Origin of the sequence: Mycobacterium sp. TY814 (genome assembly GCF_030755175.1) — a bacterium.
Classification (GTDB): Bacteria; Actinomycetota; Actinomycetes; order Mycobacteriales; family Mycobacteriaceae; genus Mycobacterium.
On record NZ_JAUFRY010000001.1, the window covers coordinates 1490169 to 1514624 of the forward strand.

The 24456-nt window shown below is 70.2% G+C and carries 17 protein-coding genes; 6 read left to right on the forward strand and 11 right to left on the reverse strand.

Annotated elements, in window-relative coordinates; all coding sequences use genetic code 11:
- Window positions 1-6: 6 nt before the first annotated feature.
- From nudC to QXH22_RS06570, 4 genes are read right to left on the reverse strand one after another with little or no spacing between them, the layout of a single operon-like run.
- Window positions 7-924, reverse strand: a complete 918-nt coding sequence (gene nudC, locus QXH22_RS06555) for an NAD(+) diphosphatase (protein ID WP_306241905.1) — start codon at window positions 922-924, stop codon at window positions 7-9.
- A 9-nt stretch (window positions 925-933) separates the two neighbouring features.
- Window positions 934-2019 carry a TrkA family potassium uptake protein gene (locus QXH22_RS06560; RefSeq protein ID WP_306241906.1) on the reverse strand — a complete coding sequence of 362 codons (1086 nt, stop codon included), beginning with the start codon at window positions 2017-2019 and terminating at the stop codon, window positions 934-936.
- A gap of 10 nt (window positions 2020-2029) precedes the next feature.
- Window positions 2030-5296: an ATP-dependent DNA helicase gene (locus QXH22_RS06565; RefSeq protein ID WP_306241907.1), complete on the reverse strand. Its 3267-nt coding sequence runs from the start codon at window positions 5294-5296 to the stop codon at window positions 2030-2032.
- Window positions 5287-8385 carry an ATP-dependent DNA helicase gene (locus QXH22_RS06570; protein ID WP_306241908.1) on the reverse strand — a complete coding sequence of 1033 codons (3099 nt, stop codon included), beginning with the start codon at window positions 8383-8385 and terminating at the stop codon, window positions 5287-5289. Before QXH22_RS06570 ends, QXH22_RS06565 begins: the two co-directional genes overlap by 10 nt.
- Window positions 8386-8502: 117 nt before the next feature.
- On the opposite strand from QXH22_RS06570, the gene QXH22_RS06575 reads away from it, so the two are divergent.
- Both QXH22_RS06575 and QXH22_RS06580 read left to right on the forward strand, forming a co-directional pair.
- Window positions 8503-9237 (forward strand): alpha/beta fold hydrolase, encoded by a 735-nt coding sequence (locus QXH22_RS06575; protein WP_306244374.1) that lies wholly within the window; start codon window positions 8503-8505, stop codon window positions 9235-9237.
- A 2-nt stretch (window positions 9238-9239) separates the two neighbouring features.
- A complete protein-coding gene (locus tag QXH22_RS06580) occupies window positions 9240-9536 on the forward strand; it encodes an MGMT family protein (RefSeq protein WP_306241909.1) in 297 nt (98 codons plus the stop codon).
- A gap of 14 nt (window positions 9537-9550) precedes the next feature.
- On the opposite strand, the gene QXH22_RS06585 is transcribed toward QXH22_RS06580, so the two are convergent.
- The 4 genes from QXH22_RS06585 to QXH22_RS06600 all read right to left on the reverse strand — a co-directional run bounded on the left by QXH22_RS06585 (window position 9551) and on the right by QXH22_RS06600 (window position 17857).
- Complete coding sequence (locus QXH22_RS06585; protein WP_306275207.1) at window positions 9551-14293, reverse strand: PE family protein; 4743 nt, start codon at window positions 14291-14293, stop codon at window positions 9551-9553.
- Window positions 14294-14535: 242 nt separating this feature from the next.
- Window positions 14536-15390: a TIGR02569 family protein gene (locus QXH22_RS06590; protein ID WP_306241911.1), complete on the reverse strand. Its 855-nt coding sequence runs from the start codon at window positions 15388-15390 to the stop codon at window positions 14536-14538.
- A gap of 216 nt (window positions 15391-15606) precedes the next feature.
- Complete coding sequence (gene moeZ / locus QXH22_RS06595) at window positions 15607-16785, reverse strand: adenylyltransferase/sulfurtransferase MoeZ (RefSeq protein ID WP_306241912.1); 1179 nt, start codon at window positions 16783-16785, stop codon at window positions 15607-15609.
- Window positions 16786-16822: 37 nt separating this feature from the next.
- On the reverse strand, window positions 16823-17857 hold the full coding sequence (locus QXH22_RS06600; RefSeq protein ID WP_306241913.1) for a DUF3152 domain-containing protein: 1035 nt from the start codon (window positions 17855-17857) through the stop codon (window positions 16823-16825).
- A 181-nt stretch (window positions 17858-18038) separates the two neighbouring features.
- On the opposite strand from QXH22_RS06600, the gene QXH22_RS06605 reads away from it, so the two are divergent.
- A complete protein-coding gene (locus QXH22_RS06605) occupies window positions 18039-18725 on the forward strand; it encodes a TetR/AcrR family transcriptional regulator (protein WP_306275208.1) in 687 nt (228 codons plus the stop codon).
- On the opposite strand, the gene QXH22_RS06610 is transcribed toward QXH22_RS06605, so the two are convergent.
- A complete protein-coding gene (locus tag QXH22_RS06610) occupies window positions 18722-18976 on the reverse strand; it encodes a DUF3107 domain-containing protein (RefSeq protein ID WP_306241915.1) in 255 nt (84 codons plus the stop codon). The genes QXH22_RS06605 and QXH22_RS06610 overlap by 4 nt on opposite strands.
- Before the next feature lie 217 nt (window positions 18977-19193).
- On the opposite strand from QXH22_RS06610, the gene QXH22_RS06615 reads away from it, so the two are divergent.
- Window positions 19194-19934, forward strand: a complete 741-nt coding sequence (locus QXH22_RS06615; protein WP_306244375.1) for an MmpS family transport accessory protein — start codon at window positions 19194-19196, stop codon at window positions 19932-19934.
- On the opposite strand, the gene QXH22_RS06620 is transcribed toward QXH22_RS06615, so the two are convergent.
- Complete coding sequence (locus QXH22_RS06620; protein ID WP_306241916.1) at window positions 19931-20635, reverse strand: ferritin-like fold-containing protein; 705 nt, start codon at window positions 20633-20635, stop codon at window positions 19931-19933. The two genes, QXH22_RS06615 and QXH22_RS06620, sit on opposite strands and share 4 nt — an antisense overlap.
- Before the next feature lie 254 nt (window positions 20636-20889).
- On the opposite strand from QXH22_RS06620, the gene QXH22_RS06625 reads away from it, so the two are divergent.
- Complete coding sequence (locus tag QXH22_RS06625; RefSeq protein WP_306241917.1) at window positions 20890-22401, forward strand: DEAD/DEAH box helicase; 1512 nt, start codon at window positions 20890-20892, stop codon at window positions 22399-22401.
- A gap of 16 nt (window positions 22402-22417) precedes the next feature.
- Window positions 22418-23632, forward strand: coding sequence for a hypothetical protein (locus tag QXH22_RS06630; protein WP_306241918.1), 1215 nt, complete (start codon window positions 22418-22420; stop codon window positions 23630-23632).
- On the opposite strand, the gene QXH22_RS06635 is transcribed toward QXH22_RS06630, so the two are convergent.
- Complete coding sequence (locus QXH22_RS06635; RefSeq protein ID WP_306241919.1) at window positions 23629-24432, reverse strand: ParA family protein; 804 nt, start codon at window positions 24430-24432, stop codon at window positions 23629-23631. The genes QXH22_RS06630 and QXH22_RS06635 overlap by 4 nt on opposite strands.
- Window positions 24433-24456: the final 24 nt, after the last annotated feature.

A 24456-nucleotide genomic window follows, 5' to 3' on the forward strand; every position in this document is an offset into this window, starting at 1 on the left:
GCCGGCTCAGCCTTCGGCGGCCCAGGACTCGATGATCACCCGGGCGATCGAAATCGAGCCCGGCAACAGCAGTTTGGAGTCCGACGCACTGGACCAGTCACCGGCCTCGAGTGCCGCACGGATCTCGTCGCGGGTGAACCAGGTCGCCTCGGCGATCTCGCCGTCGTTGAACGAGAACGGTTCCTCCGGGTCGCCCACGGCGTGAAACCCGACCATCAGGGAGCGCGGAAAAGGCCAGGGCTGGCTGCCGAGGTAGCGCACGTCCGTGACGGTCAGTCCGATCTCCTCGCGGATCTCACGGGCGACGCAGACTTCGAACGACTCGCCGGCCTCCACGAACCCGGCCAGCAGCGAGAACATCCGCTGCGGCCAGACCGCTTGGCGGGCCAGCACCGCGCGATCGCCGCCGTCGTGGACCAGGCAGATCACCGCCGGGTCAATACGGGGGAACTCTTCGTGGCCGGTGAGCGGGTTGACCCGCGCCCAGCCGGCGCGGGCCGGCTTGGTCGGAGTGCCGTCGACCGGGCTGAAGCGGGCGCTGTCGTGCCAGTTGAGCAGCGCCAGCGCGGACGACACCAGCTGGCTGCTGGTGTCGTCGATGATGCGTCCGAGCCGGCGCAGATCCAGAACCTCGACTTCGCCGTCGTCGGGTGGCTGCAGCGGGCCCCGAATCGCCCAGACGTGACGGCCGCCTTCGACGCGCCCCAGGAACACGGCGTCCGGAGGCGGTGTGTCACCCTCCGCTGCCGCCGGGCCGAGCACCACTTTGCCGCCGGCGGCCAGTACCTGGTTGCGGGAATCGACGCGCAGCAGCGCCGCGTCGGGCCACCCGGCCGCGGCCGCGTCGATGTCGGTGCGCAGCTGGTCGGCGCGATCGGCCCCGACGCGCGACAGCAGCGGAATGTCCCGCAACCTGAAGTCCACGCGCAGGCCCTATCGTTCGTCCGCGATGTGGCGGACATAGAGCAGCCGGTCGCCCGCCTCGATGGCGTCCACCTCGGGCGCGCCGATGCGGAGCAACTGCCCACCGCGGACCACCCCGAGCACGATGTCGCGCAGATGCCGCGGCGACCCACCGACCTCGGACTGTTCCACCTCGCGTTCGGCGATCGCCAGCCCCTGGTCCGGGGTCAGCAGGTCCTCGATCATCTGCACCACTGTCGGAGTGGTGGTGGCCAGGCCGAGCAGCCGGCCGGCGGTCTCGGAGGACACCACCACCGAGTTGGCTCCGGATTGCTGCAACAGATGCTGGTTTTCGGCCTCACGGATGGAGGCGACGATCATTGCCTTGGGTGAGAGTTCCCGCGCGGTCAGCGTGACCAGTACCGCGGTGTCGTCACGATTGGCGGCGACGATGATCGAGGCGGCGTGCTGCGCGCCGGCCAGCCGCAATACGTCGGATTTCGTGGCGTCGCCGTGGACGGTGACCAGGCCGGCCGAGGCGGCGCGCTCCAGGGCCGCCCGATCGGTGTCGACGACGACGATTTCGCCGGGTGGCACTTCGTCGCTGAGCATGGCCCCGATCGCCGTCTTGCCCTTGGTCCCGTAGCCGATGACGACGGTGTGGTTGCGCACTCTGTTCCTCCAACGCTGGATCTTGAAAGCCTGCCGCGATGTTTCGGTGACGACCTCGAGCGTCGTGCCGACCAGCAAGATCAGGAATGCGATGCGCAGCGGCGTGATGATCAGAACGTTCGTCGCCCGGGCGAATTCGGAGACCGGCGTGATGTCGCCGTAGCCGGTCGTCGACAACGTCACCGCGGAGTAGTACAGGCAGTCCAGAAACGTCAGGCTGTCGCCGCGCGAGTCGTGGTAGCCGTCGCGGTCGAGGTAGACGGTGACCGCGCCGACCAACAGCGCCACCAGCGCGATGCTGACCCGGCGGGAGATGATGCGGGCGGGACTGGAATGGCCCTGCGGGATCCGCAGCACGCCGACGAGCGCATAACTGGGCTGGACGGTCAGCCTCTCGTCGAGACGCCGCAGCCGCCGCCAGCTCCCTTTCGCCACGGAAGTCATGTAACCACGATCAGGCGAGGGTGGGGCGACCGGAGTCGACCAGCAGCGTGCTCAACTCGTCGGCGTCGGGCAGCTCATCGGGCACGACGGTGGCCCCGCTGCGGACGTAGTAGAAGGCGGTACGCACCGACGATTCCGGGCAGCCCTGCAGGGCCGCCCACGCCAGCCGGTACACCGCCAGCTGGACGGCGGCGTGGCGCCTGGCGTCCAGCCCGCGCGGCGGCTCACCGGTCTTCCAGTCCACCACCGTGACACCGCCGTCGTCGTCGGCGAAGACCGCATCGATGCGCCCACGCACCACGGTGTCGCCGATCGGCATCTCAAACGGCACCTCGATCGCGATCGGGGTGCGGGCCGCCCATGGCGAAGCGGTGAATGCCTGCTGCAGAGCGGCCAACTCCTGCGGGTCACCCACGTCGGAGTCGGCCGCGCCGGGCAGATCACCCAGGTCGAACAGCAACTCGGCGCCGTAGAACTGCTGCACCCACGAGTGAAAGGCGTTGCCGAGCAACGCATGTGGATCTGGCCGGGTGGGGAGCCGGTGGATCAGCCGCTGCGCCGCCGCTTCGGGGTCGCGGGCCAGATCCACCAGGCCGCTGACCGAGAGCTGGCTCGGCAACGCATGTTCCGGGGGCTGGGCGGTGCGCGCCCGCTCGGCGAGTAATGCGTCGACGTCGGCGGCCCAGCCTTCGAGGTCGGCCTTGCCCTCGACGTCCATCGTGTTATCCGCCGACCTTGCCTTGCTGACCAGCGCGGCCCCGCGTTCGACGTCGGCGCGCCGCCGCGACAACGGGTCGACAGGCCAGACCGCTTCGACAACGTTGTCCTGCAGGGGATTTCGCTCGCCGTCGGCGGGTGCGGGTGCCCAGTGCTCGACGACCCCGCAGGCTTGGCCGGCCTGCGCGGACTCCTCGATGATGTTTTTGAGTTCACCCAGGAACTCCGACGGCCCACGCGGCTTGATCCCGGTGGCACCCCAGTGGTGCCCGGATATCAGCAGCGTGTCCTCGGCCCGGGTGACACCTACATAGAGGAGTCGGCGTTCCTCGTCGACGCGTCGCTGGTCGAGCTGAGCGCGGTGCTCGGTGATTGTGTCGGACAATTGCTTTCGGTTCGTGACGGCCGAGGTGTCCAGGACCGGGATGCCGAGCGCGCCGGCCGCGGCGCGATCACCGCGCAGCAGCGGCGGCAGTTCACCGGCGTCGGTGAGCCAACTGCTTCGCGACGCGTTCGACGGGAAGGTCCCGCCGGACAGGTGTGCCACCGCGACCACCTGCCATTCCAGGCCCTTGGCGGCGTGCACCGTGAGCACCTGCACCCGGTCGCGGGCGGCGATCGGCTGTGCAGGTGTCAGGCCGTTCTCCACTTCCGCGGCCACGTCAAGGTAGGCGAGCAAGCCGGCCACTGAGGCCTTGGCTGCGCCGCCGGCGCGCTCCGCGTAGCCGACGACCTCATCGGCGAAGGCATCGAGATGCTCGGCGCCAGACCATTGCCCGGTGGCGGCGGCGCGAACCTCGCAGTCGACCCCCAGGACGCGGCGAACCTCAGCGACCAGGTCGGGCAGGGAGTGACCCAGATGCCCCCGCAGCGCGGTCAGTTCGGCGGCCAGAGCTGTGATCCGTTGATGGCCGGCGGCCGAGTAGCCGCCGGGCGGGCCTGGGTCCGAAACGGCGTCGGCCAGGCAGGCGACGTCTGCGTCCGGACCGGTTGCCTTCGCGATGGACTCGGCCGAGAGCGCTTCGGTGGCCCGCCCGGAACCGCCCAACTCCTGAGCGCGCCGCCACAACGCGGCGATATCCCGCCCGCCGAGGCGCCAGCGCGGGCCGCTGAGAACCCGCATCGCCGCCGCGCCGGCCGTCGGGTCGGCGACCAGGCGCAGCATCGCCACCACGTCGGCGACCTCCGGGACGGACAACAGGCCCGCCAGGCCGACGACCTCCACGGGGATCCCGCGGGCGCGCAGCGCATCCGCGATGGGGGCGGCATCTGCGTTGCGGCGCACCAGGACCGCGGCCGTGGGCGGCGCGATCCCTTCGTCGCGGGCGTGCCGGTAATGCTCCTGCAGGTGGCCGGCGATCCAGTCACGCTCGGCCACGATATCGGGCAGCAGCGCACAGCGGACGGTGCCCGGCGGGGCGTCCGGGCGGGGGCGCAGCGGCCGCACGGCGACCGAGCGCCGCCGCGCCTCGGCCGATATGGCGTTGGCGAGCTGCAACGTTCGCGGGGGGTTGCGCCAGCTGGTCCGCAACTCCAGCGTCGGCGCCGGCGATCCGTCGGACAGCGGGAAGTCGGTGGTGAATCGCGGCAGGTTGGTCGCCGAGGCGCCGCGCCAGCCATAGATCGACTGGATGGGGTCGCCGACCGCAGTCAAGGCCAGCCCGTCATCGGCGCCGCCGCCGAACAATGACGACAGGGCGATGCGCTGAGAGTGCCCGGTGTCCTGGTACTCGTCGAGCAGCACCACGCGGTAGCGACTGCGCAGGTCCCGTCCCACCTGCGGGAACGTCGCTGCCAGCCGCGCCGCCGACGCCATCTGCATGCCGAAGTCCATGACCTTGGCACCGCGCATGCGTTGCGCCAGCGCATCCAGCAGCGGCACCAGCTCGGCGCGCTGAGTCTGGGTGGCCAGCATGCGCAGCAGCGACTGGTTGGGACCGCTACCGCGTTGCTGCGGCCCGGCCGGCAGGGTGTGCACCAGCCGCTCCAGCTCGAGATGGGTGTCGCGGAGCTGGTCGGTGCTCACGAGGTGTTCGGTCAGCTGCCCCCACAGCCGTAACACCAGCGCGGTGACGGCGGCCGGCGTCTTGTCGGTTTCCAGCGCGCCCTCGTAGCCGTTGACCACATCGAATGCCAGCTGCCAGAGCTCGGTTTCGGTGAGCAGTCTGGTATCGGGTTCCACCGGCAACAGCAGGCCGTATTCCCGAAGTAGCGAGCCTGCGAACGCGTGATAGGTGCTGACCGTCGGCGTCCCCTCCCCCGGCCCCGGGCCAACTCCAGATAGCCGCGCAAGACGCGAGCGCACCCGCCGCAACAGCTGGCCGGCGGCCTTGCGGGTGAAGGTCAAGCCGAGCACCTGGCTGGGTTCGGCGTAGCCGTTGGCGACGAGCCACACCACGCGCGCCGCCATGGTCTCGGTCTTGCCGGCCCCGGCGCCCGCGATGACGACGAGCGGGCCCGGCGGTGCGGCGATCACCGCCGCCTGTTCCTCGGTGGGCGGGAAGATGCCCAGCGCATCGGCCAATTCAGTGGGGCTGTACCGCGGGCTCGTCACGCGCACCCCTCGTGGGCGGGGCAGGACGGCCGCAGCGGGCAGTGCGAGCAGCCGTCGTTGCGCCGGGCGATGAACTGGGGCCCGGCCGTGGCCTCGGCGGCCTGGCGAACCAGGTCACGCCAGTGCTCGCGGGCCTGCGGGGTGAGCGGATCCTGCTCGCGCTGCGTGGCACCGGCGGCTCCGGTCTTGCCTGGGTAAACCAACCGCGCTCCACCGGGCTCGTCTGGTCCGCTTTGGAAGTCCGGGATCATGCCCTCGGCGACGGCCAGCTGATACATCGCCAACTGGGCGTGCTGCTGGGCGTCATCCTTGCTGACCGGGGTCTTTCCCGTCTTGACGTCGACGATGACCAGCCGGCCCGCGGCGTCGCGCTCCAGCCGGTCGACCCGGCCGCGCAACCGGACCTGTCCCCCGTCGCTGCGCGGGGCCTCCAGGACTCCGTCGACGCCGATTTCGACGCCGACCTCGGTCAACTCGGCGCGCGTCTGTGCGCGCCACTCAACGAACGCCTGAATCATGGCGCGGTGCCGGCTGAGTTCGTTGGCCGAATGCCATTCGGCGTCGAACGGCAGGTGCTGCCACACTCGGTCCAGCTCGGTCAGCAGTTGAGACTCCGTCTTGCCGGGTTCGGCGATCAACGCGTGCACCACCGAACCGATCGCCGAGCGCAGCTCGCGCGGATTGCTTCCCCCGTGCCGCTCGGCGAGCCAGCGCAGCGGGCAATCCGTCAAGGTCTGCAGTGTGGACGGTGTCAGCGTGACGACGTCGTCGCTGCCGCACAGCGGAGCGTCGGTGCTGACCGCAACCAGCCCGTGCCATGCCGAAGGGTCGGCCCCCGGCACCCCGGCCTCGGCCAGGCGGGCCAATTGCGTTGCGGCACAGGATCTGGCGTTCTCGTCGACCGTGCCCTCTGGTGCGCACACCACCGACCGCAACCGGCCCACCACCGCTGCGGCGGACAGCACCCGCGGTGAGCAAACGGGTTGGGCCACAACGGCTTCCTCGCCTGCCAGCGACGCGATCTCGAAGAAGAACGGCGATGGCAGGGCGGCTTCTCCCCCGCTGCCGCCGGTGTCGCTGTCGATCGCCGTCACCAGCAACGCGCGGCGGGCCCGGCCCATCGCGGCAACCAGCAACCGGCGCTCCTCGGCCAGCAGCGGCGCCCGCACCGACGCCTCGCCGGTGACGCCGTCGAGTCCGTCGAGCAGTCGCTGGGTGGCCAGGATGCCGCCGCGCGGCACCGTGTTGGGCCACAAGCCGTCCTGCAACCCGGCGATGACCACCACATCCCATTCCTGTCCCAGCGCCGCGTGCGCGCTGAGCACCTTGACCTGCTGCGTCTGCGAACCCGAATCGCGGCCGGCGGGCGGCAGCCGCAGCGCCTCGACATGCTCGACCAGCCCGCGCAGCGACGCGCCGGCGGTGCGTGTGACGTAGGCGTCGGTGACATCGAACAACGCGGTCACCACTTCCAGATCCCGCGTGGCCTGGGCCCCCGCCGGGCCGCCCCGCTCGATGGCTGCCAGCCAGCGCCGCTGCAGGCCGCTGCGGTGCCATGCCGCCCACAAGGTGTAGCGCGGGTCGCCTCCGCCGCGATGGCACCGGGCGGCGGCGGCCAGCACGGCACGTACCCGTCGCAGCGCGCCGGACTGCGGCCCCGCCAACGCCCCGTTGCCGTTGAGCGTCTCCACAAGCAGTTCGCCGAAGGCTTCCGACCGGCCGCGTTGCAAGGTTCTGCGCAGCTGCCGCAACGAGACCGGGTCCACCCGGCCGATCGGCCCGGACAGCAGCGCCAGCGCCTGGTCACTGTCCAGCCCGTCGGCAGTGGCGGCCAGGACGGTGAGCAGCGTGCGGGCTGCCGGCTCGTCCGACAGCGACCCGCCGGTCGGCGGTAGTGCGACCGGGACGCCGGCGGCGGCCAGCGCGCGGGGTAACCGGGCGCCCGCACGCGGCACCGATCGGACGATCACCGCCATCTGGGACCATGGCACGCCGTCGACGAGATGTGCCCGGCGCAGGGTGTCGGCGATCAGTGCGGCCTCCGCGTGCGCCGAGGCGGCCAGGCGCGCGGTGACCGCTCCTTCCTCTTTGCCTAAGCCCTCGATGCACCTGCCGGCGCTGGAGCCGGGCAGCCGGCCGGCGATGCCGCTGATCACCCGGGCGACGGCGGGGCCGCAGCGATGGGACTCCGTCAATGTCACCGCCGGTCCGTCGACGCCGAGCAGCCCGGCGGACTCGCCACCGCGGAAGCCGAAGACCGCCTGGTTCGGGTCGCCCGCGATCAGGGCGGTATCGGCACCGGCCGCCAGCACCCGAACCAGTTGCGCCGCTTGCGGATCGAGTTGCTGAGCGTCGTCGACCAGCAGCACCCGGACCCGGGCCCGTTCGGCGGCCAGCAACTCGGGATCGACCGCGAGGGCCTCCAATGCGGCGCCGACGAGTTCCGCGGCGGCCAGGGCCGGCGCCGTCGCCTGCGGCGCCGCGGTGCCGACCGCCGCCCGCAGCAGCATCACTTGTTCGTACTGTCGGGCGAACTGACCGGCCGCGGCCCACTCCGGGCGTCCGCAACGACGCCCCAGCCGCTCCAACTGCTGGGGGTCGAGGCCACGCTCTGCGCAGCGCGCCAACAAGTTTCGAAGTTCGTTGGCGAACCCCGCGGTGCACAGGGCGGGCAGCAGGTGCTCGGGCCACCGGTTGGCGTCCTCGGCGTCCCCGGCCAGCAGTTCCCGGATGATGGCGTCCTGTTCGGCGCTGGTCAGCAGTCGTGGCGGGGGTCCGCCAGCCCGCTCCGCCGCGCGGCGCAGCACGGCATAGGCGTAGCTGTGCAGCGTACGTACCAACGGCTCGCGCACGGCCGCCGTCGTGCTCGATGCCAGCATCGCCCTGGTCAACGCGCTGCGTTCGCGCATGCCGATCCGGCCCGAACCAGCAAGCAGCAGAACAGATTCCGGAGCTATGTTCGCCGCGATATGGGCGATCGCAGCCTCGACCAGCAAGGTGCTCTTGCCGGTCCCGGGGCCGCCGAGGATGCGCACCTGACCGCGCGACCCGGGCTGCAGCACCTCGCGCACCTGCCCATCCCACTGCAACGCCATGCCCGGCATGCAACCACGGAGGTCCGACAAGTTGCCGCGAGCAGGTATGACGCGGACTGGCATCATCGAAGCGTGACCCTTCATGTGCACCGCTTCGGCCCGGCCGGCCCGCTCCAGATGCTGGCATTGCACGGATTGACCGGTCACGGGCGGCGCTGGCAGCACTTCGCGGACTACGTGCCGGAAATCGCGGTGGCCGCACCGGATCTGATCGGGCACGGCCGCTCGTCGTGGGCCGCACCGTGGACCATCGACGCCAACGTCACTGCGCTCGCCGCCCTGCTCGAGGCGGACGCCGAGGCTCCGGTGCTGGTGGTCGGGCATTCGTTCGGTTCTGCGGTGGCGATGCATCTGGCGGCGGCCCGACCGGACCTGGTGTCGTCGTTGCTGCTGCTGGATCCCGCGATCGGCCTGGACGGGCAGTGGATGGCTGAGATCGCCGAGGCGATGTTCGGCTCCCCCGACTATGCCGAGCGGTCCGAGGCACGCCAGGAGAAGGGCGGCGGCGTGTGGGCGGACGTGGATCCGGCGGTGCTGGACGCCGACGTGGAGGAGCATCTGGTGCAGCTGCCCAACGGGCGGTACGGCTGGCGAATCAGCCTGCCGGCGATGATGGCGTACTGGAGCGAGTTGGCACGTGCGGTTGTGCTGCCCCCGCCCGGGGTGCCGACGACGCTGGTGCGGGCCCGGTGGACGTCGCCACCCTATGTCAGCGAGGAGTTGGTCGCAGGACTGCGTGAGCGATTGGGCGACGACTTCGAGCTGCTCGACTACGAATGTGATCACATGGTTCCGCACGCCAAGCCCGACGACGTCGCCGCCCTGGTCCGCAAGCGGCTGCAGCTGGTTTAGCCGTGGCCGCGGTGACCGACGAGCAGATCGAGCGGGTACGCGCTCTGGTCGCGGCCATCCCGCCCGGCAGAGTGTCCACCTACGGTGACATCGCTTCTGCCGCAGAGCTTTCCAGCCCACGCATCGTTGGCTGGATCATGCGCACAGACTCCGCGGACCTGCCTTGGCACCGGGTTATCACCGCGTCGGGCAGACCCGCCGCCCACCTCACCACCCGGCAGCTGGAGCTGCTGCGCGCGGAGGGAGTGCTGGCGGTCGACGGGCGGATACGGCTGTGCGAGGTCCGGCACGAATTCTGAAGTGCCGCAAGCCGTCAGCCTGCTAGGCCGGCTGCACCGGACGTCCCGGTCTCACCCGTCAATCCGATGGGGCCGTAATTGCCCGGTGCACCCCACTGGCCCTGCACGTAATTGAGGGGATAACCAGGAGGTCCGCCGCTGCCGGGTGCGCCGCCGGCTCCTCCGCCGCCGCCGACGCCGGGGTCGCCGCCGGCACCCCCGGCACCGCCGCCGCCGTTGACGCCACCGTTGGGTCCCGTGCCGCCGGTGCCGCCATTGCCGCCCATACCGCCGGTACCGCCGGTGCCACCCATGCCACCGTCGCCGCCACTACCGCCGTTGCCGCCACTGGTGTTGCCGCCGCTGCCACCGGTGCCACCCGTGCCGCCGGGCGCGCCATAGCCGCCGGTACCGCCGGCGCCCCCGGCACCCGCGTTGCCACCGACGGCGTTGCCGCCGCCGTTTCCGGCGTTGCCGCCGTTTCCACCGCTGCCACCGGCACCGCCGGGCCCGGCGCCGTAGCCATACCCGTCACTGAGTGACGCGCCCTTTCCGCCAGTACCGCCACTGCCGCCGGTGCCGCCGGCCGGGCCGTTAGTGCTGAGTAGGGGATTGATCGGCCCATTACCGCCGATCCCGCCGATGCCGCCGGTACCGCCACCCACGCCGCCGGTGCCGCCGGCGCCGCCGTTGCCGTAAGTGTTGCGCGTCCCCAAGAAATCTTCGACGGGAAAAGCGTTGTATCCGCCGTTGCCGCCAGTGCCGCCGCTGCCCCCGTAGCCACCGGTGCCGCCTACACCGCCATCGCCGGCGTAGGCATAGAAAACGGGGAAGTTGGAAGCGTTTCCGCCCCAACCGCCGTTGCCACCTTGTGCGCGGAACCCGCCGGTACCGCCGACGCCGCCGGTGCCGCCGAAGGCACGGATGTTGATATTGAGTTCGCCGTTCACGGCGGCTGCGCCATCGCCGCCATTGCCGCCTCTTATGCCGGGAAGCGAGGAGTCCGGCCCACTTGCGCCACTGTCGCCTATCAGGTGTTTGACCCCGAAGCCGACATCTTCGAGCCTGGTACCTGCCCCATTGGCACCGAATCCCACTTGCCCGGTGTTGATTTGCCCGGGGGGGTTGTAGCCGTTCGCGCCGGTCCCGCCGTTGCCCCCGACGCCTCCCGCGCCGCCGCTTCCCGCGTCGCCCTGATTACCGGCCTTGGCTCCGGCGCCGCCGGCGGCGCCGCCCGCGCCGCCATTGCCGCCGTTGCCGCCGTTGCCGCCGTTGCCGCCGGCTCCGCCGCTGGCGGCGCCGGTGACGCCGTTGCCGCCGGCACCGCCAGTTCCAGCGGCACCGCCGCGTCCGCCGTCGCCACCTCCGGTGGCACCGTCGACGGCGGGGGCCCCACCTTTTCCGCCAGCGCCGCCATCACCGCCGATGCCTCCAGCGGTACCGGGAGCACCCGCAGTGGCGTAGCTCATACCGTTGCCGCCGTTCCCGCCGATGCCGCCGACACCACCGGTGCCGCTGGTGCCTACGGCGCCTATCTGCCCGCCGAGTGACAGTGCGGCACCGCCGAGGCCGGCCTTTCCACCAGTACCACCCCCGCCACCGGTGCCGCCGGTGCCGCTGACCCCGCCTCTGCCGCCCGTGCCGCCGATACCACCCTCGCCACCGGCGCCCCCACTTCCACCGATAATTCCGCCGGTTCCGCCGCTGCCGCCCGAGCCGCCGTTGCCGCCAGCACCTCCGGCAATGCCCGCGTCGCCGAACCAAATGCCATCCGTTCCGGTGCCACCGACACCGCCGGCGCCGCCGGTGCCGCCGCTGCCACCGGCGCCCATTTCGCCTGGTTTGCCGCCGGCAGCTTGGGCGAGACCGCCGAGCCCGCCGCTGCCTCCGCTGCCGCCGTTACCACCGTCGCCGCCGCTACCGCTGGCGGAACCGCCGGCACCCCCGGCACCCCCCGCGCCGGCCAGGCCGCCGGATCCACCGTCGCCGCCGCCACCGGAGCTCTTACCCCCGAGGCCACCGGCCCCGCCGCTTCCACCGCTACCGCCCGTGCCGCCCGTCATGCCGTGTTGACCGGGATCGGTCGCATTGGCACCTGGAACGCCCTTCGCGCCATTTCCGCCGTTGCCACCAGCGCCGCCGTTGCCGACCGAACCGCCGTCACCGCCTCTACCGCCGGCGCCGCCCGCGCCGCCATCGCTGGTCGCCGAGGCCCCGGTTCCGCCGACGCCGCCGTTGCCGCCAGCGGACGGGGCGTTGCCCGACGCCCCGTCAATGCCAGGGCGGGCGCCGGCGCCCCCAGCTCCGCCAAGGCCGGCGAGACCGCCAGCGCCGGGCTCGCCGCCGCGGCCGCCGTCCCCACCGGCGCCCGCAGTGCCGTTGACCACCACCCCGTTCCCGCCGCTACCGCCGTCGCCCGGCGCTCCGCCCTGACCGCCATTACCGCCCGCTCCGCCCTGACCGCTGGTGCCCTTCCCGATCGCGGTGCCGCCGAGGCCACCAACGCCGCCTTTGCCGCCCACACCACCGCTACCACCGTCACCACCGGTCAACCCGGCACCGCCGGTGGCACCCTTCGCACCCGAACCGCCGCTCGCGCCGTGGCCGCCCGCACCTCCGACACCGCCGTTGCCCGACGTCGAACCGCCCGCACCGCCGTCGCCTCCGGCGCCACCGCCACCGCCGGCACCACCGTCGCTACCGGGGCCTGGTCCCTGAGTACCCGCCAATCCGTTACCGCCGGCACCTCCGTTACCGCCGTCGCCTACCGATCCCCCGGCACCACCCTTGCCTCCGCCACCGCCAGCCCCACCAACAGCGGTCGCGTCGGCGCCGGAACCGCCGGCGCCGCCCTTCCCGCCGGCGGTAGCAGTTGAACCCGCATTACCGTCGGCCCCAATTGCACCCGGTTGAGTTCCGGTACCGCCGGCGCCACCCAGACCCGCGGCTCCGGCGGCACCGGGGTCACCGCCCTTGCCTCCGTCACCGCCGCTGCCCGCAACACCGTTCACAACCGCGCCGTTGCCGCCGGCACCGCCATCACCCGGAGCTGCGCCGTGACGGCCGTTGCCACCGGCACCGCCATGACCGCCGGCCCCAATGCCGAGCGCGGCCCCGCCGGCGCCACCGGCGCCCCCCTTACCGCCGGCACCACCGTTGCCGCCATCAACGCCGTTGGCGCCCGCACCGCCGACCGATCCGGTGACGCCGCTACTACCGTCTGCCCCAGTACCACCGGAGCCCCCGGCACCGCCATTACCCGAGATCGTCCCGCCGGCACCGCCCGCTCCGCCGGCCCCGCCGGCACCGCCGGGGGTGCCGCTGGCGCCCGGCTCGGTGACCTGCGCAGCGGACATCCCATTGCCTCCGGCGCCACCGGCGCCGCCGTTGCCCACGGAGCCACCCGCACCACCTTTGCCGCCGGCACCGCCGGCTGCGCCGGCAGTTGTCGCATCGGCGCCGGAACCGCCCGCACCCCCATCGCCACCGGTGATCCAGCTTCGGCCGTGCACCCCGGCAACTCCACCGTGTGCGCCGGCCCTGCCGCCAGCACCGCCGATGCCCGCATTACCGCCTCTGCCGCCGTCGCCGCCGCTACCGGCGATCCCGTTGACTACGGCGCCATGACCTCCCGCTCCACCCGAGCCGGCAACTCCGCCGTCACCGCCGGCACCGCCGACACCGGGTGCACCAGCCTTGCCGAAAAGGCCGCCTCCGTGACCCGATGCCCCACCGATGCCGCCGGACCCCCCGAGGCCACCGTCACCGCCCGCCCCGCCGGTGAGTCCGAGGTCGCCACCTGCACCATGACCGCCGCCACCCCCCACCCCACCCGTACCGCCGGCGCCGCCGGCGCCGCCGGCGCCGAACAGCAGGCCGGCGTGGCCACCTGCACCACCGTGTCCGCCGACGCCGCCAACTCCGCCGTTGCTGCCGTCTGCGCCCGGCAGGAACCCGTCATAGCCCGGGAGCCCGACTGCGCCGTCTCCGCCGGAACCCCCCGCGCCACCGTTGCCGAACAGCAATCCGCCACGGCCGCCGGCACCGCCGGTACCGCTGTGTGGGCCGCCGGAACCCCCCGTCCCACCGTTGCCGAACAGCAGTCCGCCGGAACCGCCGGCACCACCGCGACCACCGGTACCGCTAACCGAGAGCCCCCCCGCACCGCCGACGCCACCAGAACCGAGCAACCCTGCCGCGCCACCCGTACCACCGGCGCCGCCGATCCCTGTCGTAGAGGAACCGCCGGCACCACCGGCACCACCGGAGCCGATCAATCCGGCAGCGCCACCCCTGCCGCCCACTCCTCCGTTGCCGCCGTTCGCCCCGGTCGCGCCGGAGCCTCCGGCACCGCCGTTGCCCCAAAGGATGCCACCGGCGCCACCGCTTTGGCCGGTACCCGGCGCGCCGTCGGCGCCATTCCCGATGAGCGGGCGTCCGAAGTATGCAAAAGTGGGAGTGTTAATGGCATCCAGCGATTGCCGAATTATTTCGGCACCCAGGGCTTCGGTGTGGAAATACGAAGCCGATCCGGCCGCCAAAGAGTGCAGAAATTGATCGTGGAAAGCGGCCGCCTCGGCGGCGACCTTCTGGTAGCCCGCTGCGTGTGCCCCGAAAAGGTCCGCGACGCGCGTCGAGACCTCGTCGGCGGCCGCCGACAGCACCTCGGTGGTGGGCAGCGCCGCAGCAAGAGTGGCTGCGCTGATCGCTGATCCGATGCTCGCGACGTCCGACGCCGCCGCGATGAGGGCGTCGGTTGCAGCGATCACATACGACATGGCAACGGCCCCACTTTCCCGCAGAGATTCCCGATTCGCAGATGTTATTCGCGGTGCCAGATATGAGGCCAGATTTTTACGTTCGTTATAGAAAAGTTATTCGTTGTGCGGGCTGTGTCGAACAATTTTACAGATCGATACCTATTGCGGAGAAAGGGGCCTCTTGTACGGTTTCTTGGCAGCAAATTGCCATACCCCTGGTACTTCCGCGTGAGATATCTGGCGTGAAGTAGGCCGGCGCGCTAGAGGATCATCCGCACCATCGCCGCGGTACGGGCCAGACCCGGAAACGCCTCGGCGGTGGACCGTGGATGCAGAGCATGGACCGCAAGACGAAACATCAACGCGCGCAACAGCATCTGTGACCATTCCGGCAGCGCGCTCCAGCGTTCGATGAGGCCGTCGTCGGCCTCGCCCCAGGACAGCGCGTCGACGACGACCACACCGGCCGCCCAGGACGCCGGCCGCCAGTACGGGGTGATGTCGGTGATGCCGGGAGGCGCGGTGCCCGCGAAAAGCACTGTGCCGTAAAGGTCTCCGTGTACCAGTTGATTGGGGCTGCGGGTGGGCTTGCGCAGCGTGGCGAGTTGATTGATCAACTCTACGGAGCGCTGCGCGTCCGCGGATGCCGGCGCGGTCTGCGCGCCGGGCGGCACCGACTGCAACGGCCGTTCCTCCCACGCGGCACGGTCGGCGGCGATGAAGACGTCGACGTCAGCCCACGGTGCGGTGGGTCCCTGGGTCAGGAAACGGGGGCGCTCCAGCTTGCCGGTGGCCTCGTGCAGGCGAACGGCCGCCGAGACGACCTCGTCATGGCGGGCTTCCGGTGCACCCGCGACGAAGGTGTCCGCCCGCCAGCCCGACACCACGTAGCGACCGTCGGTGGATCGGACCGGCCGGGCCAGCCGCACACCGTCGACGAACAACGTCTCACGCACCCGGGCCGACCATGTCGCGCGGGCGTTGTCGGCCACCATGGACAACACCACTTCACCGCACCGCCAGCCGCCTTCCCAGGCGGCGCCGAGGGGCGCGGGCTGGACTCCGGTCAAACCGAACGCTGCCAGCACATGCTCAGGCGGCGGCTCGACAGTCACAGCGGTCAGCCTAGTCGGGCGACGATGCGCGTCGGAACGGACGCGCTGAGGAGCCCGACAATCCAGCCCAGCGGGCGACGATGCGCGTCGGAACGGACGCGCTGAGGAGCCCGACAATCCAGCCCAGCGGGCGACGATGCGCGTCGGAACGGACGCGCTGAGGAGCCCGACAATCCAGCCCAGCGGAGGCCTAGTAGAGGCGCCTGCGCGCCGCAGTCAGTACACCACCATGTCGGGCTGCATCTGCGCGGCCCACGCCAGGATCCCGCCCTGCAGGTGCACGGCATCGGAGAACCCGGCCTGCTTCACCGCAGCCAGCGCTTCCGCCGAGCGCACCCCGCTCTTGCAGTACAGGACGGCCACCCGGTCCTGCGGCAGCTGCGCCAAGCCCTCACCGGAGATGATCAGCCCCTTCGGCACGAGCTGGGCGCCGTCGATGTGCACGATGTCCCACTCCACCTGCTCGCGAACGTCGATCAGGGCCAACTTCTTGCCGGCATCCATCATGGCGCGCAGCTCCTGCGGTGTGATGGTGGAACCGCTCGCCGCCGCGGCGGCGTCCTCCGAGACCACACCGCAGAACTGCTCATAGTCGATGAGTTCGGTGATCTTCGGCGTAGTGGGATCCTTCCGGATCCTGATGGTGCGATAGCTCATCTCCAGCGCGTCATAGATCATCAGCCGGCCGAGCAGGGTCTCGCCGATGCCGGTGATCAGCTTGATTGCCTCAGTGCCCATGACCGACGCGATCGAGGCGCAGATGATGCCCAGTACACCGCCCTCAGCGCAGGACGGCACCATGCCCGGGGGCGGCGGTTCCGGGTAGAGGTCGCGGTAGTTGAGCCCGAGCCCGTCGGGTGCGTCCTCCCAGAACACCGACGCCTGGCCTTCGAAACGGTAGATCGATCCCCACACGTACGGCTTGCCCGCCAACACGGCGGCGTCGTTGACCAGATAACGGGTGGCGAAGTTGTCGGTGCCGTCCAGGATCAGGTCGTACTGGCTGAAAAGGTCCACGGCGTTGTCAGCTTCCAGCCTGAATTCATGGAGTCGCACCTCGATCAGCGGGTTGATCGCAACGATCGAGTCGCGCGCCGACTGCGCCTTGGACCGTCCCACGTCGGCCGTGCCGTGGATGACCTGGCGCTGCAGATTGGATTCGTCGACGACGTCGAAGTCGACGATCCCGATAGTGCCGACACCGGCGGCTGCGAGGTAGAGCAGCGTCGGGGATCCGAGCCCTCCGGCCCCGATCACCAGCACCCGGGCGTTCTTCAGCCGCTTCTGTCCGTCGACACCCAGGTCGGGAATGATGAGATGGCGACTGTAGCGCGCCACTTCCTCACGGCTGAGTGTCGCGGCGGGTTCCACAAGCGGCGGCAACGTTGGCGTCACAACATCGAGGTTAGGCGATCAGCACGCCCGCGAGAACCTACGCGATCGGGTAAGGCCAGGGATTGAACCGGCACGTCTTGCCGTCGGCCTTGACCTGGTCGGGGTCGAACTTGGCCCCGTCGTCGTTGGACGTGGAGAACGTCTGCTGCATCATCACCGGCGCCAGCGCGCCCTGCTGATCGCACGGCTCGTGCTTAACGTACCCGATGGCGTGTCCCACTTCGTGATTGATCACGTACTGCCGGTAAGAGCCGATGTCACCCTCGAACGGCACGGCTCCCCGAATCCAGCGCGCCTCGTTGATGAACACCCGAGACTGCCGATCAGACCCGAAAGACGGGTTGTAGCACGACGTCTCGAGCCGGAACTCGTAGCCGCAACCCTCCCGCACCGAGACCGGTGAGACCAGCGAGACCCGGAAATCCGGCTTGCTCCCACTGTTTCCGTCGATCCGGATGAACGCGAATTGCGGGTTGTGGGTCCAGCCCTTGGGGTTGGCCAGCGTCATGTCGACCATCTGCGCGAACGCGTTGTCGCCGCCGTACATGTTCGGGTCCAGACCGTTCTCGATTTCGATGGTGTAGCGGAACACTTTGCTGGTGCCCTGACCGATCTGCGGAGTGGTCCCCTCGATGACGCGGTAGGTCTTGTCGCCCGCCTCGGTGTACGGGCCGCCGTCGGGCAGCGTTCCGGCCGGCAGGTTTGCGTCGAACGCGACCAGGCCGCGCGGCGGCGTGTCGATGATCGACGTGCCCACCGCACCGATGGTCGGCGGCTCCTTGTGGATCGTGTGAGCCGCGGGCTTGGGCGTGCTGGTGCCGGTGACCGTCTGGTACACGACGACGAGGGTGAGCACCGTCAGCAGCGGAAGCGCGTACGCCCGCCAGCCGTAGGTGGACACGAACCGCCCCAGCCAGGTCTGCTTGCGCCACTGGCGCGGCCGGTCCCGGTCCGCGCGCACCCGCCCCGCGCTCTGGCCGAGCGGGTCACGCTGCGCCCGCAGCGGCTCACGCCAGTCGTCACGCAGCACTGGCGCCCGACCGGTATCGCGGGGCGGCCACTGGGACGTCATTTCCCCAGGATGGCACAGTAGCCGGGGGCAACCGGCCCTGGCGCGCCCGAAAACCCGCCGACCTGCTTCATATCGACCTCACACCCCAACGAGTCCGCAGGTAGTAAGGTCATGGCAATACAAGGGCGGCCCAGGGGGATGGCTGAACGGTCGCCGGCCGAAAGCGATCAGATTGAGGACGATGAGCGATCTAGCCAAGACGGCGCAGCGACGTGCCGTCAGATCGGCCGACGGTGTTCGGCCGATCGAAGGCGCTCCGGTCTCCAACCGCCGGGACAACCGGTTGCCGCGCGACGAACGCCGCGGCCAGCTGCTTATCGTCGCCAGCGACGTCTTCGTGGAAAGCGGATACCACGCCGCCGGCATGGATGAAATCGCCGACCGCGCCGGAGTGAGCAAACCGGTTCTGTATCAACACTTTTCGAGCAAGTTGGAACTCTACCTGGCGGTGCTGAATCGGCACGTGGAGAACCTGGTCAGCGGCGTGCAGCAGGCACTGGGCCGCACCACCGACAACCGGCGCCGACTGCACTCGGCGGTGCAGGCTTTCTTCGACTTCATCGAGCACGACAGCCAGGGCTACCGGCTGATCTTCGAAAACGACTACGTCACCGAGCCCGAGGTCGCCGCGCAGGTGCGGGCGGCCACCGAATCGTGCATCGACGCTGTTTTCGCACTCATCGCCGAAGACTCGGGCCTGGACCCGCACCGCGCCCGGATGATCGCGGTGGGACTGGTCGGCATGAGCGTCGACTGCGCCCGGTACTGGCTGGACTCGGATCGTCCGATCTCGAAGTCCGACGCGGTCGAGGGCACCGTGCAGTTCGCCTGGGGCGGCCTGTCACACGTGCCGCTCGCCCGTTCCTAAGCCTTGGCTTTGGCCACCGCTTCGGCGCCGACCCCGAATCCGACCCGGCGCGCGTCCGCGACACCGATTTCGACATAGGCGATCTTGGCCGCGTTGACCAGGATGCGCCGGCCGCGCTCGTCGTTCAGGCTCAGCAGACCGGAGTCCTCGCGCAGCGCGGCACCGACGAGCTCCTCGACCTCACCAGGCGTCTGCGCACTGGAGAAAACCAGCTCGCGCGGACTGTCCGTGATACCGATCTTGACCTCCACCGGGGCCCCTTCCGTTGGCATTTTCGTCGCAGGCGTCTGTGCAGCAGGCTAGTGGACGGGTCGGACCGGCACAGCGCCCCGCCCCCCAAACCGGCAGTTCGCGGTTAGTGAACAAACCCATCACGATTCGGTTTAGGCACCCGTCGCAGCCCTGAACCGGTCCGTCCACGTCATTAACATCGGCACCATCAGTAACATCCGTGACACCCTCTACGACATCGTCCGAGACCTCGAAGAGTTCCCGGGCGATGACGCTCGCGCGGAAAGCTACGCCGCAGACTTCGACGACGACGACCCGGAGACCGACAGCTGGGACGATTCCGACTACCAAACCGACGAGGAATGGGCATGGCCCGCCGACCGCCGCTGGCGCCCGATCGCCATGTTCCTCGGCGCCGTTGTGGCGATCGGAGCCATTGCCACCGCGGTGATCATCAACAGCGGCGACAGCGCCACCACCAAGGCGACGGTCGGGGTGCCGGCCCCCCGTACGGCCATCACGACGCCCCGATCCAGTGCGCCGCCGAGCGCGACCGCGAGTGCCCCGCCGACCTCATCCCGCGGCCTGCTCCCCCCGGAGACGGTCACCACCATCGCGCCCAGCGACGCGCCCACCAAGACGGCAACGCCGCGGCTACCGACCGCTGCCCCGGCTCCGACAGCCGCCCCGCCCGGCGCGGCGATCAACCCACGCACCGTCGTCTACAGCGTGACGGGCACCAAGCAGCTCTTCGATCTGGTCAACATCGCCTATACCGACGCCCGCGGCTTCCCGGTGACCGAGTTCAACGTCGCGCTGCCCTGGACGAAGGTTGTCGTGCTCAATCCTGGCGTGCAGACCGAATCGGTGATCGCGACCAGCATCTACGGCCAGCTGAACTGCTCGATCGTCAACGCGCAGGGTCAGGTAGTGAAGGCGTCGACCACCAGTTCCGCCCTGGCGACCTGCACCCGCTAACTCAACCCGAGTTCGCGCATCCGGCTGTCGTGGGTGTGCTGTAGCCGCTCGAAGAACGCGCCCAGCTGCCCCAGCCCGCCCGTCCCGGAAACCACCAGGTCGACCAGTTCGTCGTGATCGGCCAGCAGGAACTGCGCCTGGGTGATCGCTTCGCCGAGCAGCCGCCGCGACCACAGCGCCAGCCGGCTGCGTTGCTTGCCGCTGGACGTCACCGCCGCCCGCACCTCAGCGACGACGAACTGGGAGTGCCCCGTCTCGGACAGGGCCTCGCGCACCACGTCGGCCACCTCGTCGGGCAGCCCGTCGGCGATCTCCAGGTACAGGTCGGCGGCCAGGGCGTCGCCGACATACGTCTTCACCAGGGCTTCCAGCCAGGTGCTCGGGGTGGTCAGCCGGTGGTAGTTCTCCAGCGCCGAGACGTATTTCGACATCGCCGGCACCACGTCGACACCGCGCCGTTCCAGGGCGTCCCGCAGCAGCTCGTAGTGCCCCATCTCGGCGGCGGCAATGCTGGCCATCGAGATCCGGCCCCGCAGGTTCGGGGCCATCCGCGCCTCTTCGGTCAACCGGTAGAACGCCGCCACCTCGCCGTATGCGAGCAGCGCGAACAATTCGTTGACGCCAGGGTGATCCGCCGGCAGCCGGGGCCTGGGCGAATCGGCCGCCTTGTCGTGGGAGTCGGCGGTGGATGGCGAAGGCATGGTGACACTTTAGTCGGCAGGATTAACGGAACATGGGTGCCCGCTGGGCGACCAGGTATCATGCTTGGTAGGCAGTGGCTGAATCTGTGCTGTCACTGCCCAAAAGAAATGTGCGTGCACGCAACGGCCCGCCCCGATCAAGCAGCGGGCCTCGGCGACGTAATCGGAGTCGGAAATCGTGCGCGCGAACCGCGACACAGACGAAGTACCGACTCAAACTCGATTACTGTCACCGAAAGGCTCTCCTCCCGCGTATGACCGCACTAAAAAGCACCACCCCGTTGACCTTTGCCAGCCTTGGAGTTCGCGACGAAATCGTCAGCGCACTGGCCGAAAAGGGCATTGAAACCCCATTTGCTATCCAGGAACTCACCCTGCCGCTCGCGCTCGCCGGCGAAGACGTCATCGGCCAAGCGCGCACCGGCATGGGCAAGACCTTCGGGTTCGGCGTACCGCTGCTGCAGCGCATCACGTCCGAGACCGCCACGCGACCGCTGACCGGCGCACCGCGGGCCCTGGTTGTGGTCCCGACCCGTGAGCTGTGCCTGCAGGTCAACGGCGACCTGGCCACCGCCGCCAAGTACCTCAAGGTGAAGAACGAAGACGGCACCGAGCGCCCACTGTCCGTCCTTGCCATCTACGGCGGTCGTGCCTACGAACCGCAGATCGAAGCGCTGCACAAGGGCGTCGACGTCGTGGTGGGCACCCCGGGCCGGTTGCTCGACCTGTGCCAGCAGGGCCACCTGCAGCTGGGCGGATTGTCGGTGCTGGTCCTCGACGAGGCCGACGAGATGCTCGACCTGGGCTTCCTTCCCGACATCGAGCGCATCCTGCGCCAGATTCCGGCCGACCGGCAGTCGATGCTGTTCTCCGCGACCATGCCGGACCCGATCATCACCCTGGCCCGCACGTTCATGGTTCAGCCCACCCATATCCGGGCCGAGGCACCGCACTCGCTGGCCGTGCACGACACCACCGAGCAGTTCGTCTACCGCGCCCACGCGCTGGACAAGGTTGAACTGGTCAGCCGGATTCTGCAGGCCCAGGATCGCGGCGCGACGATGATCTTCACCCGCACCAAGCGCACCGCCCAGAAGGTCGCCGACGAACTCCAGGAACGCGGTTTCGCGGTCGGAGCCGTGCACGGCGACCTCGGTCAGATAGCCCGCGAGAAGGCGCTCAAGGCATTCCGCTCCGGCGACATCAACGTGCTGGTGGCCACCGACGTGGCCGCGCGCGGCATCGACATCGACGACGTCACGCACGTCATCAACTATCAGTGCCCGGAGGACGAGAAGATGTACGTCCACCGCATCGGGCGCACCGGCCGCGCCGGCCGCACCGGCGTCGCCGTCACCCTGGTCGACTGGGACGAGCTGGAGCGCTGGTCGGCGATCGACAAGGCGTTAAGCCTGGGCTCCCCCGACCCGTCGGAGACCTACTCCAACTCGCCGCACCTGTACTCGGAGTTGGTCATCCCCACCGACGTCGGGGGTAGCGTCGGCACGCCGCGCAAGGCGCCCGTCAAGCAACGCGAGGCCAGCAGCGGCACATCGCAACGCCCGCCCCGGCGTCCGGACCGCCGCAAGCGCACCCGCGGCGGCAAGCCCGTCACCGGCCATCCCGAGGCGAACACCGCTGCCGCCGCTGACGCGGCTCCGGAGAACGCCGCACCCGCCGGGGCCGGCACCGGCGCTCCGTCCAGCAGCACCCGCCGTCGTCGCCGTCGTCGCAAGCCGGCAGACGCCGCCGCGGCGGCCAACTGACGGCATACTCACATCCGTGGTCCGACCCGAGCGCCGCACCAAGACTGACATTGCGGCCGCCGTGGCAATCGCGGTCGTCGTCGCGGTAGCCGCGTCGCTCATCTGGTGGACGAGCGACGCGCGGGCCACCGTCAGTCGGCCGGCCGCGACTGCCGCCCCGACGCCCAGCCAGGCCCGCGACGTCCCGGCCACCCTGCGCCAGCTCTGGACCGCTCCCAGCCCGGGAACCCGGGTTCCGGTGGTGGTGGCAGGCTCCGTCGCCACCGGCAACGGGCGCGAGGTGCAGGGGCGCGATCCCGGCACCGGTCAGGTCCAGTGGAGCTACTCGCGGGACACCGACCTGTGCGGGGTGACCTGGGTATACCACTACGCCGTCGCCGTCTACCGGGACGACCGGGGCTGTGGCCAGGTCAGCACCATCGACGGATCGACCGGGCGGCGTGGGCCGGCCCGCAGCAGCTACGCCGATCCGAAGGTACGGCTGTCCTCTGACGGCACCACCGTGCTGTCGGCGGGCGACACCCGGCTGGAGATGTGGCGCTCCGACATGGTCCGGATGATGGCGTACGGCGAGACCGACGCGCGCGTGAAGCCGGTGAACCGCGGCCTGCACTCCGGCTGCACCCTCGAATCGGCCGCAGCCAGCTCGTCGTCGGTGGCGGTGCTCGAGGCCTGCACGAACCAGGCGGACCTCAAGCTGATCCTGCTGCGACCCGGCAAAGAGGACGACGAACCACAGCAGCAGGTGGTGCAGGAAACCGGGGTGCGGCCGGGCACCGGTGCCCGCGTCGTGGTGGTCTCGCAGAACCGCGCCGCGGTGTACCTGCCGACACCGCAGCCTCACCTCGACGTGGTCGACGAAACCGGGACCACGGTGTCAAGCACCCTGCTGGCCGGACCGCCGTCACCGTCGTCGGTGGTGTCCAGCACCGGGAACCTGGTGACCTGGTGGACCGGCGATGCGCTGCTGGTGCTGGAGGCGACCAACCTGACCGCGCGTTACACGATCGCCGCCGGAGAGACGGCCGCCCCGCTCGGCCCGGGAGTGATGATGGCCGGTCAGCTACTGGTGCCGGTCACCGGTGCGATCGGCGTTTACGACCCGGTCAACGGCGAGGCCAGCCGGTACATCCCGGTGGAACGTCAGCCGGGCAGCTCGGCGGTGATCCCGGCGGTCTCGGGCTCCCGCGTGATCGAGCAGCGCGGGGACACCGTGGTGGCGCTCGGTTAGTTGTAGTCCACCGCGAAGGTCGGCAGGGCCTTGCCGGTCTTCCAGTGCTTGATCAGCGCCTTCGCCAGTTCGCGGTAGGCCAGCGCGCCCTTGTTCTTCCGCCCGGCCAGCACCGAGGAGCCCGACGCGCTGGCCTCGGCGAAGCGCACCGTCCGCGGAATCGGCGGCGCCAGCACCGGCAGCTCGTAGCGGTCGGCGACATCGAGCAGCACATCGCGGGTATGGGTGGTCCTCGAGTCGTACAGCGTGGGGAGAGCACCCAGCAGGCGCAGATCCGGATTCGTGATCTGCTGGACGTCGGCCACCGTGCGCAGGAATTGCCCCACCCCGCGGTGCGCGAGCGTCTCGCACTGCAGCGGCACAATGACCTCGCCCGCAGCGGTGAGCCCGTTGAGCGTCAGCACCCCGAGCGACGGCGGGCAGTCGATGATCACCACGTCGAAATCGTCCGCGAGTTTGGCCAGCGCCCGCTTGAGCGCATATTCGCGCCCGGCCCGCATCAGCAGCATCGCCTCGGCACCTGCGAGGTCAATGTTGGCCGGCAGCAACGTCATTCCCTCGGACGTCTCGACCAGCGCGGCACCCGGTTCGACATCGCCGAGCAGCACCTCATGGACGGAGACCGGCAATTTGTCCGGATCCTGGCCCAGCGAGAAGGTCAGACACCCCTGTGGGTCCAGATCGACGAGCAGCACCCGTTTTCCCTCGTCCACCATCGCCGCACCGAGCGACGCGACCGTCGTCGTCTTGGCCACACCGCCCTTCTGATTGGCCACCGCCAGCACGCGCATGTCACTCACAGTGCCCATCCTGGCACGGAACCC

Coding starts and splice junctions, on each gene's coding strand:
- QXH22_RS06560 (WP_306241906.1), bottom strand. CDS start 2,019: ATGACTTCCGTGGCGAAAGGGAGCTGGCGGCGGCTGCGGCGTCTCGAC.
- QXH22_RS06570 (WP_306241908.1), bottom strand. CDS start 8,385: ATGGCGTTGCAGTGGGATGGGCAGGTGCGCGAGGTGCTGCAGCCCGGG.
- QXH22_RS06575 (WP_306244374.1), top strand. CDS start 8,503: ATGCTGGCATTGCACGGATTGACCGGTCACGGGCGGCGCTGGCAGCAC.
- QXH22_RS06585 (WP_306275207.1), bottom strand. CDS start 14,293: ATGTCGTATGTGATCGCTGCAACCGACGCCCTCATCGCGGCGGCGTCG.
- QXH22_RS06600 (WP_306241913.1), bottom strand. CDS start 17,857: ATGACGTCCCAGTGGCCGCCCCGCGATACCGGTCGGGCGCCAGTGCTG.
- QXH22_RS06605 (WP_306275208.1), top strand. CDS start 18,039: ATGAGCGATCTAGCCAAGACGGCGCAGCGACGTGCCGTCAGATCGGCC.
- QXH22_RS06620 (WP_306241916.1), bottom strand. CDS start 20,635: ATGCCTTCGCCATCCACCGCCGACTCCCACGACAAGGCGGCCGATTCG.
- QXH22_RS06625 (WP_306241917.1), top strand. CDS start 20,890: ATGACCGCACTAAAAAGCACCACCCCGTTGACCTTTGCCAGCCTTGGA.